Source organism: Streptomyces sp. NBC_00461 (genome assembly GCF_036013935.1).
Lineage (GTDB): Bacteria > Actinomycetota > Actinomycetes > Streptomycetales > Streptomycetaceae > Streptomyces.
In genome coordinates this window covers 6,326,552-6,344,146 of record NZ_CP107902.1, presented here as the reverse complement: position 1 = coordinate 6,344,146, position 17,595 = coordinate 6,326,552, and the positions used below count along the sequence as shown (strand labels likewise).

General features: G+C 68.9%; 18 protein-coding genes. 2 read left to right on the top strand and 16 right to left on the bottom strand.

Going from position 1 to position 17,595, the window contains the following annotated elements:
• Together OG870_RS29825 and OG870_RS29820 are read right to left on the bottom strand one after the other, a co-directional pair.
• A complete protein-coding gene (locus tag OG870_RS29825) occupies window positions 1-459 on the bottom strand; it encodes a hypothetical protein (RefSeq protein ID WP_266589680.1) in 459 nt (152 codons plus the stop codon).
• Between the two features lie 109 nt (window positions 460-568).
• Entirely contained in the window at window positions 569-2,602 is a 2,034-nt protein-coding gene (locus OG870_RS29820) for a cell envelope integrity protein TolA (RefSeq protein ID WP_266844139.1), read from the bottom strand.
• 509 nt (window positions 2,603-3,111) lie between these two features.
• Here OG870_RS29820 and OG870_RS29815 point away from each other — a divergent pair.
• A complete protein-coding gene (locus OG870_RS29815; protein WP_266844141.1) occupies window positions 3,112-3,429 on the top strand; it encodes a GntR family transcriptional regulator in 318 nt (105 codons plus the stop codon).
• A gap of 94 nt (window positions 3,430-3,523) precedes the next feature.
• Here OG870_RS29815 and OG870_RS29810 read toward each other — a convergent pair whose 3' ends face one another.
• The 14 genes from OG870_RS29810 to OG870_RS29745 form a co-directional block, all read right to left on the bottom strand.
• Window positions 3,524-4,177, bottom strand: a complete 654-nt coding sequence (locus tag OG870_RS29810) for an OmpA family protein (RefSeq protein ID WP_266844143.1) — start codon at window positions 4,175-4,177, stop codon at window positions 3,524-3,526.
• Between the two features lie 8 nt (window positions 4,178-4,185).
• Complete coding sequence (locus OG870_RS29805) at window positions 4,186-4,767, bottom strand: hypothetical protein (RefSeq protein ID WP_266589672.1); 582 nt, start codon at window positions 4,765-4,767, stop codon at window positions 4,186-4,188.
• Between the two features lie 34 nt (window positions 4,768-4,801).
• Window positions 4,802-5,392, bottom strand: coding sequence for a pilus assembly protein TadG-related protein (locus OG870_RS29800; RefSeq protein WP_266844146.1), 591 nt, complete (start codon window positions 5,390-5,392; stop codon window positions 4,802-4,804).
• Window positions 5,392-5,625: a hypothetical protein gene (locus OG870_RS29795; protein ID WP_016437724.1), complete on the bottom strand. Its 234-nt coding sequence runs from the start codon at window positions 5,623-5,625 to the stop codon at window positions 5,392-5,394. Before OG870_RS29795 ends, OG870_RS29800 begins: the two co-directional genes overlap by 1 nt.
• A gap of 253 nt (window positions 5,626-5,878) precedes the next feature.
• A complete protein-coding gene (locus OG870_RS29790) occupies window positions 5,879-6,832 on the bottom strand; it encodes a response regulator transcription factor (protein ID WP_266844148.1) in 954 nt (317 codons plus the stop codon).
• 84 nt (window positions 6,833-6,916) lie between these two features.
• Complete coding sequence (locus tag OG870_RS29785) at window positions 6,917-8,677, bottom strand: sensor histidine kinase (RefSeq protein WP_266589647.1); 1,761 nt, start codon at window positions 8,675-8,677, stop codon at window positions 6,917-6,919.
• A gap of 17 nt (window positions 8,678-8,694) precedes the next feature.
• Complete coding sequence (locus tag OG870_RS29780) at window positions 8,695-9,582, bottom strand: DUF5936 domain-containing protein (protein WP_266589645.1); 888 nt, start codon at window positions 9,580-9,582, stop codon at window positions 8,695-8,697.
• A gap of 31 nt (window positions 9,583-9,613) precedes the next feature.
• The gene (locus OG870_RS29775) at window positions 9,614-10,558 is read right to left on the bottom strand and encodes a type II secretion system F family protein (RefSeq protein ID WP_266589643.1); all 945 of its coding nucleotides are present in this window, start codon (window positions 10,556-10,558) and stop codon (window positions 9,614-9,616) included.
• Window positions 10,559-10,616: 58 nt separating this feature from the next.
• Entirely contained in the window at window positions 10,617-11,954 is a 1,338-nt protein-coding gene (locus tag OG870_RS29770; protein ID WP_266589641.1) for a CpaF family protein, read from the bottom strand.
• Between the two features lie 18 nt (window positions 11,955-11,972).
• Complete coding sequence (locus OG870_RS29765; protein ID WP_266589638.1) at window positions 11,973-12,353, bottom strand: TadE family protein; 381 nt, start codon at window positions 12,351-12,353, stop codon at window positions 11,973-11,975.
• Between the two features lies 1 nt (window position 12,354).
• Window positions 12,355-12,756 (bottom strand): pilus assembly protein, encoded by a 402-nt coding sequence (locus OG870_RS29760; RefSeq protein WP_266589636.1) that lies wholly within the window; start codon window positions 12,754-12,756, stop codon window positions 12,355-12,357.
• A gap of 2 nt (window positions 12,757-12,758) precedes the next feature.
• Complete coding sequence (locus OG870_RS29755; RefSeq protein WP_266520894.1) at window positions 12,759-14,012, bottom strand: AAA family ATPase; 1,254 nt, start codon at window positions 14,010-14,012, stop codon at window positions 12,759-12,761.
• Window positions 14,013-14,021: 9 nt separating this feature from the next.
• A complete protein-coding gene (gene cpaB / locus OG870_RS29750; protein ID WP_266520892.1) occupies window positions 14,022-14,732 on the bottom strand; it encodes a Flp pilus assembly protein CpaB in 711 nt (236 codons plus the stop codon).
• Window positions 14,733-14,808: 76 nt separating this feature from the next.
• Window positions 14,809-15,618, bottom strand: coding sequence for a hypothetical protein (locus tag OG870_RS29745; RefSeq protein ID WP_266592464.1), 810 nt, complete (start codon window positions 15,616-15,618; stop codon window positions 14,809-14,811).
• A 484-nt stretch (window positions 15,619-16,102) separates the two neighbouring features.
• Between OG870_RS29745 and OG870_RS29740 the strand changes: the two genes are divergently transcribed.
• Complete coding sequence (locus tag OG870_RS29740) at window positions 16,103-17,578, top strand: hypothetical protein (protein WP_266844155.1); 1,476 nt, start codon at window positions 16,103-16,105, stop codon at window positions 17,576-17,578.
• Window positions 17,579-17,595 lie beyond the last annotated feature (17 nt).

Genomic DNA, 17,595 nt, shown 5'->3' with positions numbered 1-17,595 from the left:
TCATTCCGGTCGGTCGCCGTACTCCCGCTCCCAGCGGCGCATGTCCTCGGCGTTTCCGATTCTGATGCCGAAGGACCAGGTCGGATCGAAGAAGAGCCAGTAGCGGGACTCGAGTTCGAGGGCCAGGCACTTGACCACGCCCTCGCCGGGCTTCGACCCCGTGTCCATGAAGGGGCGGATGGTGCTGCAGCGAAGGCGGTCCCAGCTGTCGCCGAAGAGCTGTTCGCCCTGGGAGGCGAGGGCCAGTTCGTCCCCTCCCTCCTCGATGTCCGCGAAGAGTTCGACGCCGTCCAGGGCGACCGAGTCCACGACCCGGACCTCCAGGCGACCGTACCCGTCGACCGACTCCAGCCGCAGGGCTCCCTCGTCGAGTACGACGAACACGACGATCGGCTGCGGGGCGAACCGGGGAACCGTCCCGTCCCGGTCGATCCGGCCCGGGACGAGGACGTCCGTCACGTACCTCTGCCGCAGGACGTCCTCAGCCCTGCTCCAGGGAGTCGGGCTCGACGAGTACGGACGCGAATGAGGCGGGCTCGAAGGGGACACTGCTGCTCCTGTCACTCGGTCAGTCGGCCTTCTTGGTGATCTCGATCGACGTGTCCAGGCCCTCGCCGGACTTCAGAGCGGTCCAGAAGTCACCGTTCTCATGCAGGACGATCGTCACGCCGTTGCCACGGTAGATGAGGCCCTCCGCTTCGTTCTTCTTCAACGTGCCTTTGCCGACCAGCTTGAAGGTGCCGTTCTTGATGTTGGCCTCGATGTCCTGCAGGAACCGCGGACCGTCCTCCTTGAGCTTCTTGTACTTGGTGCCGAGAGCGTCCTCGACCAGCTTCTTGTGGCGCAGGAAGTGGTCCTTGAACTTCTTCGGGTCGCCCTGCTGGACGGTCGGCTTCTTGGCCGCCTCGACCTCTTCCTTGGTCAAGCGGCCGGCGGCGTCGTCCGCCTCGTCGGCCTGCTTGCGGGCCTCCTCCGCCTCCTTCTTGGCGTCCTCGTCGCAGCCGTCCTCGGCGAGGACGATGTACGGGGAGCCTGACGCCCCGGCGGCGAGGACGGTGGTGCCGGTGCCGGAGGAGCCGCTGAAGGGGCCGCCCTGGCCGGCCGGGGCCGTGCCGTCGTACGGGATACGGCGGCTCGGTGCGGAGATCGTGCAGCCGCTCTGTTTGGCCTTCTTCTCCGCCTCCTCCGCCGCGTCCTCGGCCTCCTTGGCGGCCTTCTCCGCGCCCGCCACGTCACCGGCCTTGGCTGCCTTCTTGGCGTCCTCCGCCGCCTTGCCCGCCTTCTCCGCGAGCTTGCCCAGCTTGCCGAGTTTGCCGAGCACGCCGATCTTCTCGGCGACCTTTCCGACGTCGTAGCCGGGGATGAAGAGCGAGCCGATGTTCCAGAGGACCGTGGTGACGGCACGGGTGTGGTTGCCGTTGTTCCACTGGTCGGCGACGTCCTTGCCGATGAACATGTCGTAGAGGACGGTTCCGCCGGTCTTCAGCGAGGCGCCGCCCCAGCCCAGGACCGCGCCCAGGTAGTCGCCGTTGGACCACTTGTCGCGGGCGTCCTTGGAGTTGTCCATCCAGTCGTGGCCGAGCTGCTTGCCGTAGTCGCCGAGGCCGCTGAGCGTGTCGAGCGGGTGGCGGACCATGTCGTAGATCCCGGTCAGGTCGCCCCAGACGCCGTCGACGAAGAGACCCTGGCCCACCTGCTTGACCTGGTTGCCGGCGCAGCCGAAGAAGGCACCGAAGCCGGAGAAACAGCCGTCGTCTTTCTTGTCCCCGTCCTTCTTGCCGTTGTCCTTCTTGCCCTGGTCCTTCTCGTCCCCGTTGTCGTCAGGGTTGTTCTGGCCGGGGTCGTCCGCGCCGTCGTCGGTGCTGTCGGTGTTGCCGTCGGTGTCGTTGTTGTCGGTGGTCCGGGTGCCGTCGGACTGACCCTGGGCGTTGCTGCGGTCCGCTGTGGTGCCGTCGGCGGACGGGGCCGCGCAGCCCATGCCGGTGACCTTGCAGACCTGTGCCTCGATGCCGCCGTAGATCTGCGTGCCCAGGCCGCTGACCAGCAGCGCCGTGATGATCGCGGCGACGATGGCGACGAGGCCGGCGTACTCGACCGCGGTCTGCCCGTCGTCCCGGCGCCAACGGATCATGCGAGCCAGGGAGAACGGGCGGTGCTCGGCGCGCTCAAGTCCGGGGAGCTCGTACCACTGACGGCTCTCGCGGCGGAGCAGGAAAAGGAGGATCAGGATCGGCAGGACAAGCTGGAGGCCTCCGCGGGCCGACCCCTCGACCAGGTTGGCGAGACCGCTCAGGATCAGCCACACCTGTACGGCGACCAGTCCGCGCCAGACCCGGACCCCGCCCTCCCAGCTCCGCCGGGCGAGCCACCAGCCGAGGGTGCCCGGAGCGGCCGCGTAGGCGAGCAGGGCGAGTACGCCGCCGTCGAGGGCGTCGTACGAAGTCGCCGTGAGCAGGAGGCCGAGGCCGCCGAGAATGGTGAAGCCGAGGAGGGCGTGGGTCAGGACGAGGGCGGTCGAGAGAGCGGTGGGCATACTCCGGCGCCCGCCCGGCCCCGAGGACCACGATGCCTCGAACTCCGGCATTCCCCCGATCGACGCCATGCCCGCCCCCTTCTCAACTCCCAGGGCGAAGGGGGCCGTTCACGTCACACTCGGTGAATCACCCGGTCCCCCCGCCGTTGGTTCACGACAGAGTTCGACGGTAGGGAGGGGGTGGCTGGGCAGCATGGGTCCGGGGGCCCAAATCGGTGCCCAATCACCCCTGGGCCCGGGTATCCCACGACTGCTCACCCCCGGCGTGAGTTGGCACATCCTGCGCGTCGGGCGGCGGGAAGTGCGGGGCGCACATCCGACAGGCGTACACGGTGAAGCCGGGCCCGGAGTTCTGATGCGCCACGCCCACCACGATCGGGGCCTCGGTGGTCACATGGCAGCGCACACACATCCGTACCGGCGGTCGTGTCCGCACCTGTCGCGCGCCGGGCGGCCCCGGTTCCGGCCTCGCGTCTGCGTCCGAGGGGATCGCGTCCGCGTCACCGCTGCACGGACCGCCGGGCCGCTCGTTGCGCCTCCTCTGAGCCTCGTTTTCCCTGCCCACCTATGGTCGAGTCATGGTGGACATTCCGGAGGGCCACGGCCCAGACGACGAACTGGACCCTGAGGCAGCAGACCCGCTGTACCTGCAACTGGCCGCGGTTCTCATCTCTCGGATCGAAAGCGGCGTGTACCCGCTGGGCCGCGCCGTACCTGGTGTCGACCGGCTGATGCAGGAGTTCGGGCTCGCGCGAGGGACCGCCCGCAAGACGCTGGTCCTGCTGGCCGAGTTGGGCTACGTTCGGACGGTTGTCGGCAAGGGGTCTTTCGTCATTGAGCGTGAAGCTCAGGATGAGCCCGCCGACACACCCAAAGACCAAGAGGCCGACGGCTGACGGGCGCGGCCCACACACGACGACGGGGCCCGCCCCTCGCCTGAGTCGGCGTGGGACGAGCCTCGGTTCGTTCCCGTGTGTCCTACGGTCTGCGTCAGTTGTTGCTTTCCGTCCGTGGGAACGTGACCTCCACCCGGCGGTTCTTCTTGCGGCCCTCTTCCGTCGCGTTGTCGGCGATCGGGTACTGCTCGCCGTAGCCGCGTACCTCGAAGATGACGTTCGGGTCGTTCAGCTGCTGGTCGATGACTCCCTGGACCGCGTCGGCGCGCTGCTTGGACAGGATGTCGCCGTGTGCGGAGGAACCGAGGTTGTCCGTGAAGCCGAAGACCCGGACCTTCGTCGCGTTCTGTTTCTTGATCTCCTCGGCGATCGCTGCGATACGCGACTTCGCCTCGCCGCTCAGTTTCGCGCTGTCCTTGCCGAACAGGACCTCGGCCTGGAGGGCGAACGTGACGTCGGTGTTCGTGTCCTCGCGGCGCTCCTCCCCGCCCTGGTCCTCTACGACCGACTTGATGTCGAGGACTTTGGGGTCGGCGAGGGTGGCGCCTTCGGGGAGTTTGAGGTCGGGGTCGTTGGCGTCGACCTTGACGGGGGCGGAGGCGGAGGCCTCGGTGCCCGGCGGGGTGCTGGGGCTTGCGTCGGCGTGGGCCGACACGGCGCCGTAGAAGTTCGCGGCGACCATGACGGTGGCCGATGCGACGACCAGGGCGAGACGCGGTGGCGCCGTCCGGGTGGGAGTACGGGTCATGGCCTGCCTCACCCGGAGATCTTGATCGTGCCGCTGGAGAAGGTGGGGACCTGAAGGTCGACATCGGTCGTGCCCGCCGGTGGGGCGGGGAACTGCATGAAGACCGGGAGTGTCTGCCCGGCTTCGAGGTTCCCCAGGCCGGTCGTTGTCAGTGGCCGTCCTTCCGTGTCCCGCAGCACGTAGTAGCGCTTCTTCCCCTTGGAGTCGACGAGGGTGGCACCGCCGAGTGAGGGGCCGTGTGCGATGACCTCCGTCTCGTCACCGCTCGTCTGTGGCGGAATGACGACCGACTTGGCTCCGTCGTTCTTCACGATTCCGTTCACCGTGACGAATCCGCCGGAATCCCGCTTGGCGGAGGTGATCTGGAGGAGCAGTCCGTCCGTGCCCTTGAGTTCGGCCAGAGGTGTCTCCGACTGCCCCTCCTGCGCACTCGGACCGGATCCACTGTCCTTGGAGGACGACGCGGACGTGTCGGGCTTCTTGTCGTCGCCTCCGCCGCCGCCGCAGCCGGCCACACCGAGGGCCAGACCGGCCGCTACGGTCAACGCGACCATCCCCCTGCGGGCCTGCGCAGTGAACCGAATGCTCATCACTCTGCTTCCTTCGTCACTTGTCGTTCGCTTGTCAGTCGGCCAGATGGACGTCGAAGAGGTCCTCGGGTCCCGGGAGATCGGTGAGGTCGTCCGGGTTCAGGTCCCAGAACCTGCCGCCCCTGCAGGTGAGTCGTGGCAGCACGTCATCCCCGGCACCCTCGGCCGGGAGTTTGAACGTGCAGAGCGGCTCGATCACGGCCCGCGCGGACGCATGCGCGTAGTGGCGCTCCGTACCGGGAACGATGGATTCCCCGACGGGCTTGTCGGTCTGGACCTCGACCCGGTAGTCCAACAGGCCCGCGTCGCAGCCGGTGGTGTGCGCGTGGTTGTGCGCGGCGAGTTGGTCGGCTCGCCAGCAGTATCCGACCGCTCCCTCACCGTCGAAGACGTCCTGCCACTTCGTCGGGTCGAGTACGTCCCCCACCCATAGGCCCGCGAGTTGATCGCGGGTCTTCTGGGCCGCCGCGAGCGCCGCCGCGTCGGCGGCCGTCTGGGCGCCGTTCCGATTCACCGCGGCCTGGCCGACCGCAAAGTAGGCGAACGCAAGGAAGAGCAGGCCCCCCACCACCGTGATGTAGATGGGGAAGGCCTGCCCTGCATCGCCGTACCGGCGAGGTCGCATCAAGGAGCGACCTTGGCGATCTGCGCCTGAATCTTGCCGAGAATCGTCTGCCCGAGGTTGGTACCCGTGATCGCCAGCACGATCGCCACGACCACCGCGATGATGCCCAGGTACTCGACCGCGGTCTGGCCCTTGTCGCCGGCGCGGCGCTGCATCGCCTCGACCGTCGTGTTCTTCCAGCCGTTCACGCGGACCTTGGTCGCAACGGCGGTCTTCAGCATCAGGTCGCTCATGGTGTTCCCCTCCGGGTTCGGCCGGCCGGTGAGCGGCCGACACTTGCGTCTCTGTGCCGTTCGCGTTACCGGCTTCCTCCTTGCCGGTGCCGCTTTCGACACGAGAAACGTACGGCGGAACACCCTTCCCGCCGGAGGGTCCCAGGGCCCAATCAAGGGCCCAAAACGAGGCCCAGCCCCTGCGGTGGGACCGCATGCCGGTGGTGTGGGCCCGCAGGCCCGGCTTCCGGCTCCCCCCTACCGTCACCGCAGGTCACCCCACCCCTCGACCTGAACCGGGCGCTGTGCCCAGCCACTTGGCGGCGGCTTCGGAGCGGCTGGTGCTGTGGAGCTTCGCGAAGATGCGGTTGATGTGGTTCTTGACCGTCTTCTCGCTGATGAAGCAGGTGGCGGCGATCTGCTGGTTGTTCATGCCGGACGCGATGTGCTCCATGATCTCCGCCTCCCTCGTGCTCAGTTGGAACCGCGACCTGTCGGGAGCGACCGGACGGCCACTCATCCATCCTGACGAGGACTGTCCCACATCCGGTTGCACTTGCGAAAGGTTTTCTGGAGAAATTGTGGGGACTGGGAGGTGGGGAGACGTGAACACCCGTGGTGGAGTGGGTACTTCAGGTTGCGCGTACGTCGGCACGGGCGACGAATTTCCGTATGCACTCGCATCCGCCTGGCCCAATCCCTCGGGGAGGGGCGGGCCGGCGGCCGGTCCCTGGCCTTGGCGGAGTTGGGCCAGCAGTGCGCCTGCTGCTGTCGGGCTGAAGTGGGGCCTGCCCTGCTTGGTGTCCCGTACCGCTGCCACCAGTTGGTCCGCCGTGAACTCTCCGTGGACCAGATAGCCGCCGGCGCCTCGGCGCAGGGCCTCCTGGACGATCTCGGACTCGCGGCTGTACGTGAGCATCACCACGGGGGCGATCCGGACCAGGTACGGGAGCGCCGAGATGCCGTCCACCCCGGGCATGCGGACGTCCAGGAGGACCACGTCGGGGTGGTGTTGGAGAGCCGCCTCGTACGCCTGGCGGCCGTCCGCCGCTTCTGCCACCACGGTGATGTCGGCGCGGCCGGAGAGAAGGGCGGTGAGACCTGCGCGGACCACCGGATTGTCGTCGGCCACCACGACCTTGAGCGGTGCGGACGGCGGGAACGCCTCGAACGGGTTCTGGGGTGGCGGCTGCTGAGGGCCGGGGTGGGGAGATGTGTGGTCCGGCATCGGGCGGCCTCCTCTCTTCTCGTGGGGGACGTGTGCGGCGTACTCGTACGGGCATCGGCGACGTCTGGATGCCTCTCTGGATGTCTATGTCGTCAGGGCCGCCAGGGGGAGTTCCAGGCGGACTTCCGTGCCCTTGGGGTGGGCGCCGCGGCCGATGCGGATGCGGGCGCCCACGGACGCGGCTCGTTCGACCATTCCCACCAGGCCGAAGTGGCCCGCCCTGCGCAGTTGTTCGAGGGTGGTGCCGGAGGGCAGGCCGCGGCCGTCGTCGTACACGCTGATGCGCAGGAGGTCGCCGTGGACGCCTGCGCTGACGTCCACTCGGGTCGGGACCGCGTGGCGGTGGGCGTTCTCCATCGCTTCCGAGGCGATGGTGAGGAGTTGGCGGGCGACCGCCGGGGGGACGGGCGGCACGGCATGCTCGCCGGTGGGCCGGTAGGCGGCCCGGACGCCGGTACGGGTGCTGAAGTCACGGGTGCGAGCGGCCAGTTCGACCAGGACGTCCGTGGCGTGGTCCGGGTCCGACTCGCGGCGCAGGTCCGCCAGGAGTTCGCGGGATTCCGCCGCCGCTCGGCGGGCTGAACGGGCGACCAGTTCCGCTTGTTGCTTGACCAGCTTCGCGTCCATGTGGGGCGCGCCCGCGGAGCCTGCCAGGCCGTCGGCCGCCAGCGCCACGCCGTGGAGGGTCTTCGCCACCGAGTCGTGCATCTCCCGGGCCAGCCGGGCCCGTTCGGCGCTCACCGCCTCCGTGACCGCCAGGCGGGCCTGCACGGTGGTCAGGGCCTGGGTCGCGGAGCCGAAGCGGAGCATGAGGTTGCGCAGCGCCGAGCCGACCGCGCCCGCGATCACGCAGAGACCCGGGAGGAGCAGGGTCTCGGCGGGGGCGGAGTGCACGTGCTTCGAGGTCGCGTAGACCAGGAAGAGGATCAGGGACTGCAGCGATGCGAACGCGGCGGCCCCTCGCCAGCCGTAGACGATGCCCGCCAGGAGCGGGGTGCAGACGCTGACGTAGGCGAGGGTGGTGTCCGGGCCCGCGGAGATGAGGAGCAGGGAGCCGAAGAGGGTGTCCAGGGCCAGGAGGGTGGGGTGGCGAAGGAGCAGGGGGCCGAAGCGTTCCCAGTCCCTGAACAGGACGTAGGAGCCCATGAAGGTGACCACTACGGCCGCGCCCACGAGGCGGGTCGCCAGGCCCGGGGAGGCGTTGAGCAGGGCGGCGGGGGCGGACAGGGCGATCATCGCCAGGCGGAAGCCGAACACCTGGCGGCACATGGCTTGCAGGGCGTTGATCTGGATGGGGATGGTCGGGTCTTTGGCGGCGGATGCGGGAGTCGGGGCGGATGCGGGAGTGGTGGCGGGTGCGTGGGTCGCGGCGGGCGCGTGGGTCGGGGCGGGTGCGTGGGTGGGGGCCCGGTCTTCAGCGGGGATGGGAGTGCCGGCTGGACCACCCGTGTGGGAATCGCGATCGGGCGCGGGTGGCCCCTGTGGCTCCCCGCCGTGCGCACCCTCAGCGGTCCCACGGGCCCGCGCCTCCGCCCCCGCACCGGAACCGGCACCATTACGCCGCCCCGTCCGCGTGATGCGTACCGTCCGTTCGGACGCGCCCCCGGTCGTCGCCCCGGACGGCCATGCCGTCCCCCGGGGGTCCGGCTGCGCGGGCATGCCGGGCAGCGGGGCGTGTGCCGGTTCCCAGCCCGGTGGCAGGGCCGGGGTCGCCGAGGTCACCGGGATGTCGGGGGCGCCCGTGCGGACGTGCGGTGGGAGGACCGTGCCCGCGGGTGGGGTGGTGATCTCCGGCGTCTTCGGGCGTCGTCGTAGCAGCCCTGTGCGTTCCTTGGTCGTGGCCATGGCCGTCGTCCCCGTTCCTACTTGCCCGTGAGCGAGCCGAAGTCCGTGCCGGAGCCGAGGATCAGGCCGGCGCCGAGCAGGATCATGGTGGCCGGGACCATGAAGGTCGTGATCATCATGGTGGCCTTGGGGACCGCGCGGGCCGCCTTGCGGCGGGCGTTCTGTGCGTCCGTGCGGCGCATGTCCTTCGCGAGGGAGACGAGCGTGTCGACGATCGGCGCGCCCAGTTCCTCGCCCTGCTGCAGCGCCGTCACGAACATCGCCACCTGTTCGGAGTCGTTCCTGCGGCGCAGCTCGGCGAAGGCCTGGCGGCGGCTCATGCCGAGGTCCATCTGGCGCAGGGTGATGCGGAGTTCGTCCGCCCAGGGGCCCTCGTACTTCGAAGCGACGCGGTCCAGTGCCTGGCGGAAGCCGAGCCCCGCGCTGACCACGACCGCGAGCACGTCGAGGAAGTCCGGCAGCGTGCGCTCGATGACGTCCTTGCGGATGCGGATCGCCGACCAGATGCCGACCTCCGTCCAGAACGCGCCGAACGCGAACAGGATGACGGCGACGATGAAGTTGCCCTTCATCAGGAAGACGAGTCCCCCCACGCCGCCCAGGAAGCCGTAGACCGCGCGGCGGGCCGCGTAGCGGTCGATGGTCAGTCCGCCCGGGTTTCCCGCGAGGTCGATCTTGCGGCGGTACTTGGCGACCATCTTGGGGCCCATCAGGCGCAGGACGGAGGGCGCGTACCGCATGCCGAGGCGGTCGACGAGCGAGTCGACCGCGCCGGTGCGGGTGGCGCCGACCTCCAGGGCCAGCGCCAGGTCGCCGGGCAGCCGGGCGTCCGCCCGGTACATACGGATGCCGGCGAAGACGCCCCACACGCTGAGGCCCATCACCAGTGCGAGCAGAAGTCCCATGGTCGTCCTCCCTCCAGGCTTCTCGGACGTCTCAGACGTCGATACGGGACATACGGCGGATGAGGATGAAGCCGACCGCGTAGAGCGAGAAGGCGATGATCACCGCGCCCTGGCCGATCGGGGAGCCGGTCATGCGCTCCAGGGCGCCGTCCTTGACGCCGTTCATGAGGAAGAGCGAACCGACGCCCAGCACCGGCACCGCGTACGACGTCATGTTCACCTGGGAGAGCTGGGTGCGGACCTCGCGGCGGGTCTCCTTCCGCTCCTCCAGCGTCTCCGTCAGGTTCCGCAGGGCGCTGACCACCTGTCCGCCGGCCCGGTTCGACAGCACCAGGGTGGTGACGAGGACGACCAGCTCACGCGAGGGCAGGCGCTCCGCCAGCTCTCCCAGCGCGTCGTCCATCGACGCGCCGACCGCCAACTGGTTGGCCACCTTGCCGAGTTCCTCACCGGCGGGTGCCTCCAGTTCCTCCGCCGCCATCCCCACGGCCGTACGCAGCGCCAGCCCGGCCTGGGTGGCGTTCGCCAGGATCCGTGCCAGTTCGGGGAGTTGGTTGATGAACTTCTCGATGCGCTTCTGCCGCTGCCAGTTGAGGAACTGCACCGCCACCCAGATGCCCAGCAGTCCGGCGATCGGGCCGAAGAAGGGTGCCAGGGATGCCTGCCCGATCAGCCACAGGCCCGCCACCGTCGCGAGCATGTAGACGAAGAACTCGCCCGGTGTGATGTCCAGGCCCGTTGCCGCCAGCCGCAGTTCCAGCTTCTTGCCCAGCTTCGTACGGCGAAGTCGGCGGTCCAGGCTGCGGAAGCGGCGGCGACGGCCGCCGACCTGGATCTGGCCGGTGGCCGAGAGACGGTCGACCAGAGCCTGGCGCTGGGCCTTGCCGGTGGCGTACGCGTGCAGGCCCATGACCGCCAGTACGCAGGTCAGCAGGGTGATGCCGGTGGTGAGCGTGACTAGGGTTTGCAGATCCATCGAGCGGTTCCTACCTGGATTCCATGGGGACGGTTGCGGCCTGCGTGGCTTCTCGGGGCTACCTGGCTTCTCGGGTGGCGAGTTGGTCTGCGGACTGGGCGACGCCGAATGCCTGGGGGACGGGCTGGCTCGCCATGTAGAGGCGGTCCGCGGCTCGGCGTGGGAGCGGGTAGTACTCGAAGGCGCCGTAGATACGGCCGTCGGCGGCCATCGGCCGGGCGTTGAACCGGGCCACCGTCGCCAGCCGGTACGGCTCGCTGCCGTGGCTGTCGAGGAGCGCGACCTCGGTGATGCGGCGGGCGCCGTCGGCGAAGCGGGTGAGCTGGATGATCACGTCGATCGCGCTGTTGATCTGGTCGTGCAGTGCCTCGAAGGGGATCTCGACCTCGGACATCGAAGCCAGGGTCTTCAGCCTCATCAGCGCGTCCTCCGCGCTGTTGGCGTGCACGGTGGCGAGGGATCCGTCGTGGCCCGTCGACATCGCCTGGAGCATGTCGAGGGACTCGCCGCCACGGACCTCACCGACGACGATGCGGTCGGGGCGCATACGCAGTGAGTTGCGGACCAGGTCGCGGATGGAGACCTGGCCCTTGCCCTCGACGTTCGGGGGCCGGGACTCCAGGCGGATGACGTGCGCCTGCTGCAGCTGGAGTTCGGCGGAGTCCTCGATGGTGATGATGCGTTCGCCTCCCGGGATCAGTCCGGAGAGGGCGTTGAGGAGGGTCGTCTTTCCGGTGCCGGTCGCGCCCGACACGATCACGTTGAACTTCGCCTGCACCAGCCCCGCCAGCAGGTACAGCATGGGCTCGTCCAGCGAGCCGAAGCCGATCATCTCCTGGAGCGTGAAGGAGCGGGGGAAGCGGCGGATGGTGAGGGTCGCGCCGGTGAGGGACAGCGGAGGGATGATCACGTTCACGCGCTCGCCGGACGGCAGGCGCGCGTCCACCATCGGATTCGACTCGTCCACCCGCCGGTTGACCGTCGAGACGATCCGCTCGATGGTCTGCATCAGCTGGTCGTGGGAGGGGAAGCGGAGGGGCAACTGCTCGACCCTGCCGCCTCGTTCGACGAAGATCGCGTCGGGGCCGTTGACCATGATCTCGGTGATCGAGGCGTCTTCGAGGAGCGGTTCGAGGATGCCGAGGCCGAGGGCCTCGTCGACGACCCTGCGGATCAGCTGCGAGCGCTCGACCGTCGACAGCACCGGGCCCTCACGGCTGAGGATGTGCCCGAGCACCCGCTCAAGACGGGCGCGCCGCTCCGCAGCGGCCAGCGCGCTCATCTCCGCGAGGTCGATCTCCTCCAGGAGCTTGGCCCGGTACGAGGCGACCATGTGGCCGTCCTCGCTCCGATGGCCGTTCTCCTCGGGGGAGTTGATACGTGCCCGCAGGCTCATGGTGTTCCTCGCAGTGCCTCAGTGGTCGAGAGGCATGGTGGCGGTCTTGTGGGCCGGGTCGAAGCTCCAGAAGGGGACGATCGACGGGATCTGCACGGTGGAGGTGACGGTGACGTCGTCGCCTCCGAACGCGGCCTGGCAGTTCGTGCCGTCGGCCAGGAAACCGCTGACCGCGTTCCGGCAGTCCTGCCCGTAGTCGTCCCGCAGCGAGGCACTGCGCGCCCCGGTGCGGGCCGCGGTGCCGGCCTGCTGCGCGGTGTAGGCGATCAGACCGAGCTGCACGGCGGCCATCGCGACCAGGAGCAGGATGGGAAGGAACCCCAGGTATTCGATGGCGACTTGGCCGCGGTCTCGGCCGCTGCCTCGGACTCGGCCGCGGCCTCTCCTGCCGTACGACATCTCAGTTCTTCGCCTCCTCTACGGCGCCCGCGTGGCCCTTCACGTTGAACGGGAAGCTGATGGTGCCGGGGAAGAGAACGGGGACCTTGATGCTGACGTCCGAGGTGACGTAGCCGGTGCCGAACCCGCCACACCCCGCTGTCGCGCCCTCCTTCCACGCGCCCGACAACTTGTCCAGGCCCGCAGCCCTGCACTTCGCGTCGCGGTCGTACTCGGCCGCCGTCCCCGCCCGCACCGCCTCGTCCGCAGCATTCCCCGCGAGCGTGAACGCGTACCCCACCAGCACGAGCTGCCACAGCACCACCAGTGTCACGATGATCGTCGGCGTCATGCCGAGCAACTCGATCGTGACCTGGCCGCTGTCCCGGTCTCCCCGATCCCTGTCTCCCCGCAAGGCCCGCATCCCTATCCCCCGCTCTCCTTGCGCCGCCGAAAGTTCACCGACCCCCGGTCCCCCCTGAGCCGCCCGCCCTTGTGCGCCCCCTCGACCGCCTTCACCAGCCCCAGCTCCCCGGCCAGCGCCCACAGCGCCTGCTTCACCACGCTCTTGCTGTCCAGTTCGTGGATGCGTCCCGCGTCCACCGCCCCCTGCAACTCCTTGAAGTTGGCGGGGATCGCGGTGCCGGCGACCGCCGTTCCCGTGATCTTCTGGATGAGCGGCGGCTGGATCTCCGTGCCGCGCGTGTGCCGGTTGACGACCACCGTCGTCTCCTCCGCCTTGCGGATCTGGAGCCGGTCCCACATCCGCACCGTCCGCTTTGCGCCGCGCACCGCGACCACGTCCGGTGTCGTGACCAGCAGCGCGCGGTCGGCCATCTCCACCGCCGCCGCGCCCGCCCCGCCGAGCTGCGCGCCGCAGTCGATGACGACGACCTCGTAGCGGGAGCGCAGGGCGCTGACGATCTGGCGGGCCGCCCGGTCCGTCACCTCTTCGCCGCGCTCGCCCTCGCCCGGTGCGAGCAGCAGGGCAAGGCCCGTGTCGTGCCGGAAGACGGCGTCCGCGAGCACTCTCGGCGAGATGTCCGTGATCGCCGCCAGGTCCACCACCGAGCGACGGAACTGGACGTCCAGATACGAGGCCACGTCGCCCGCCTGCAGATCCATGTCCACGAGTGCGGTGCTGCGTCCCGACGCCTGTGCCGCCAGCGCGAGTTGGATGGAGGTGAGGGTCGCTCCCACGCCGCCCTTGGCCCCGCTCACCGTGACGACCGTGCCGCCGACGCCGGTGAAGACGTCGCCCCCGGAGCCGAGATGGCGCCGTACGCCCACCGACCACTGGGCGACGGCCTGGACGCGGCTGGCCAGCTCCTCGTAGCTCAGCGGGAGCGCGGCCAGTCCCCGCGCGCCGTAGTCCATCGCCGCCTGGAACAGGCCGGGGCTCGCGTCCGACGTGACGAGGATGACGCCCACCGCCGGGAAGCGCAGGGCGACTTCACGGATCAGCTCCAGTGCCGGCACCGGGCCGATCCGCTCGTGCACCACCACGACCTCGGGCAGTTCGTCGACCGACTCGGCGGCGAGGCGCGCGAGGGTGTCGATGAGCTGGGTCGAGTCGCCGACCGGAGCCACCGGTTCGGCGTCCGGGAGCTGGCTGAGCAGTGTGGTGATGGACCGGACCGCGTCCGCGTCACCGACTGCCGGGAGGATCCTCGTGGGCATGCCGGCCTCTCACTTGTCCTTCGCGAGCTGGTACGTCCGGTCCCTGTCGGGAACCGTGGTGTCGCTGCCGGGCGCCACCAGCGCGAGCCGGACCCGTTGGGCGAACGACTCCGCGTACGTGATGCGCTGGGCGTCGATGGTGGAGAGGGCGAAGGTGATCGGTACGGCGTCGGTGGGCTGCTGCTGGTTCTTGTCGCTCTCGCTCGGGTCCAGTGCCTTGATCTCGCCTACGTCCAGGACCTTCGCGTTCGTTACGATGATCTTGGACTGGGCGGGGTCACCCTCCCGCTCGCCCGCAAAGGTGGCGTACACGTTGACGGTGGAGCCCGGCGTGATCTTGCCGGCGACACCGGTCGCCGCATCGATCATGATGGCGACCTCCTGCTGCCCGGGCTGCAGGGCGGGCTGGTTCACGATCATGTCGCTCTGCAGCAGGGAGCCCGCCCGCAGAGTGGTGACGGCGATCTTGCCCTGGATCTCGCGGAGACTGGTGACCGCGTTCGCCGACAGCCAGCGCTTGGGCATCTTGATCTTCTCGAACTGGCCCGTCTTCAGCTCGGCGTAGGGCGCCACGTTGGTCTTGACCCGGTAGGCCGTGACCTCCGGGCCGACCTTGGACTTCACGTCGCTGATGACGGAGAGGACGCCGGCGAACGCGCCGAGGGCGCAGAGGACCGACAGGAGCAGGAGTAGCACGCCGCGGCGCTGACGGGAGTTCATGAACCGTACAACCTCATTGGGGATATCGGTCGAGCGGACGGGAATCGTGCGAGCGGTGCGTCTGGAGGTTCAGGACTCACCCGGCGGGGATTTGGTTCTCGAAGAGCGGTGGTGTTGCGGAACAGAAGACGCAGCGGTCACCGATGACGTCGACGCCGCACCAGTGACAGACTCCCTGCCGCACCGACGTGACCAGCTGGTACAGCACTGACAGGTCGGGGAGATAGGCGGCGAACTCGATCAGCCTGCCCGTGCCCCACCAGGCCGACGACTCGGCCGGCAGCGGCACCTCCCGCAGCCCCTGGACGCTCCACTCCTTGGCGAGGGTTCCGGTGACCCAGTCCGACTGCAGCTGTCCCTTGGCGGCCAGCATCCAGGTGCCGAACTCCGGTCCGGGGAGCGTGACTCCGGGGGCGATCTTCACCAACTGCGGCGCCGGGTGCGCGAGTACGCCGAACTGGCTGCCCGGCACCCAGGACTTGGCGTGCGACTTCAGGCCCACGGCGACGCGGTCGAGCCGGGCCACGGAGCCGAGCAGGGCCCCGGCGTGGATGTAGTGGGTGAGCAGCCGGCCGGCGGAGGCGAGGACTCCGGGGCTGAGGTCGCAGGAGGCCAGCTGTCTCAACTGGCGGGCCAGGACGGCCAGTCCGAGTGGGGGCAGATCCGGGCGGAACAGGGCGATACGGTCGCTCTCCAGAAGCGAGCGGATGGTGTGCAGACGTCGCTCCACCCCACGGGAGACCGCCTGTGAGCACACGACGATCACATGCCCGTGCTGGTCGATCAGGCTCTGCAGGCCGGCCAGTGCCTGTTCGAGCGGCTGTTTGTCCAGGTCCTGCAGGACGACGGCAGGCAGGGTCCGCTCGTCCTGCGCCGGCAGCGCCATGTCGGCACTGGTCACGGCAATGGCAGTTGGCACGCGCAGCTCCCCGTGTTACGCCGTCGATCCACCGGGGTTACTCCGGTACACCGAAATGACTTCACTGCGTGACTACCTCAGCACTGTATCCAGGCCTCTGTGACCGGAGAACAGCGTTTCTGTAGCTGGTAGGCAACTGCCGATTCACAAGATGCGCCAAAACGGGGCAGGTTGAGCATCTTGCCGGACCCAGTTCGACACTGGGCCTCCGTTTGGGCCCTCGGGCCCACGCCGCCCGACCCCGCCCGCACCTACCGTCACGGCCATCGGCAGCTACACCGATGACCAAGGAGGGGTGCGCATGTCTCGCGGGGGAGACATACGGCCGCGCACGCGACGGACGTACAGACACCGACGACGGACGTACGGACGCCCACGACGGGCATACGTACCCGAACGAGGGACGTATCGCTGCGACGACCGCGGCGCGACCGGCACCGAGTATCTCGGCATGGTCGTCGTCACGGCCGCGATCGTGCTCGGCGTCTCGGCCACCGGCCTCGGGCAGACGATCTACGGCAGGATCGCGGCCGAGGTCTGCAAGGTGGCCGGCGGCGGCAACTGCGGTGCGGGCAGCCCCGGTCCGGGCACGCCCCTCACCGACGCCGACTACGAGCCGGCCCTGTGCCAGGTCTCCTCGGTCACCGACAAGGCAGGCTCCAAGGCGAAGATCCTGTTCTGGGAGATCGGCAAGGAGTACGGCTTCCAGGAACAGCACCTCAAGGCGAAGACGGACGTCAACCACGACGGCAAGGTCGACGACAAGGACGAACTCGTCTATCTGACCTTCACCGACGCCGCGTCCGTCGGCGCGAAGAAGGACTTCAAACCAGGCATGAAGGTCGGCAAGTTCGGCACCGACAAGGTCGAGCTCGGCCTCGGCATCAAGGTCACCAACGGCGACACCTGGGTCTTCCAGAGCCCCGACGAGGCCAAGCAGTTCCGGGACGACATCGAGAAGCTGCAGATGTACGAGATTCGGCGCGAGTCGCCGGGCGGGGCCGAGGCCAGTCTCGGCGACAGCATCGCCTACCTCTTCGGCACGGGGCCGCTCAAGGACGAGGAGGAGACCGAGAAGCGGGTCAAGGACCACCTCGGCGACAACCGCAAGATCACCTACGGCAAGGTGGGCCTGGAGGCGTCCGCGTCCGCGGGCATCAAGTTCTCCGCGGCCGACGAGAAGAAGCTCAGCGCCACGCTCGGCGGCAACTTCAAGTACTCCCCCGACGTGACCTGGACGGACAACTCGTACAAGAACACCAAGTCGTACACCTACTCCTCGTCGATCGAGTACGGCACCAAGGTCGGATACGAGGCCGGCCCGGTCAGCGGCGAGTACTCGGCCTCCCGCACCCAGACCGGCACCATCACCGTCACCTACGACAAGGGCACGGGCAAGCTGGTCCGTATCGACATGACCCGCACGGTCGAGGACGGCGGCCAGAAGGACGGCGTCAAGGTCGGCGGCGACAACGGCAAGGACAAGAAGGACAAGCGGGGCGGCAGCGTCGGCGAGAAGGGCACCGACAGCTCCACCGGTATCGAGATCGTCACCAACTCCGTCAGCTTCGACCCCGGCCCGGAGGGCGACAAGGACCGGGCGATCGGCGAGCAGTGGCTGGACAGCAACAACGAGCAGATCGCGACGCCGTTCCAGTACATGTTCGACGACCATGCCCCGACCGGGCGCCCCGGCGCCGACGACCCCTTCGGGCAGCTGATGTTCGACAAGGGCCGGTCGAGCAGGATGAACTACACGGGCGAGGTCAACGCGGCCGAGTACGGCTTCGAGCTGAACCTCGGCCTGAGCCTCGGCCTGTCCGTCAGCACCGAGAAGAAGTCCGAGACGCTGACCGACGCGCAGTTCCTGGGCGCCCCTCGCGGCGACAGCCGCTCCTACCTTCCCTACAGCTACTGTGCGAACTGACGAGAGGGGAGCTCCCG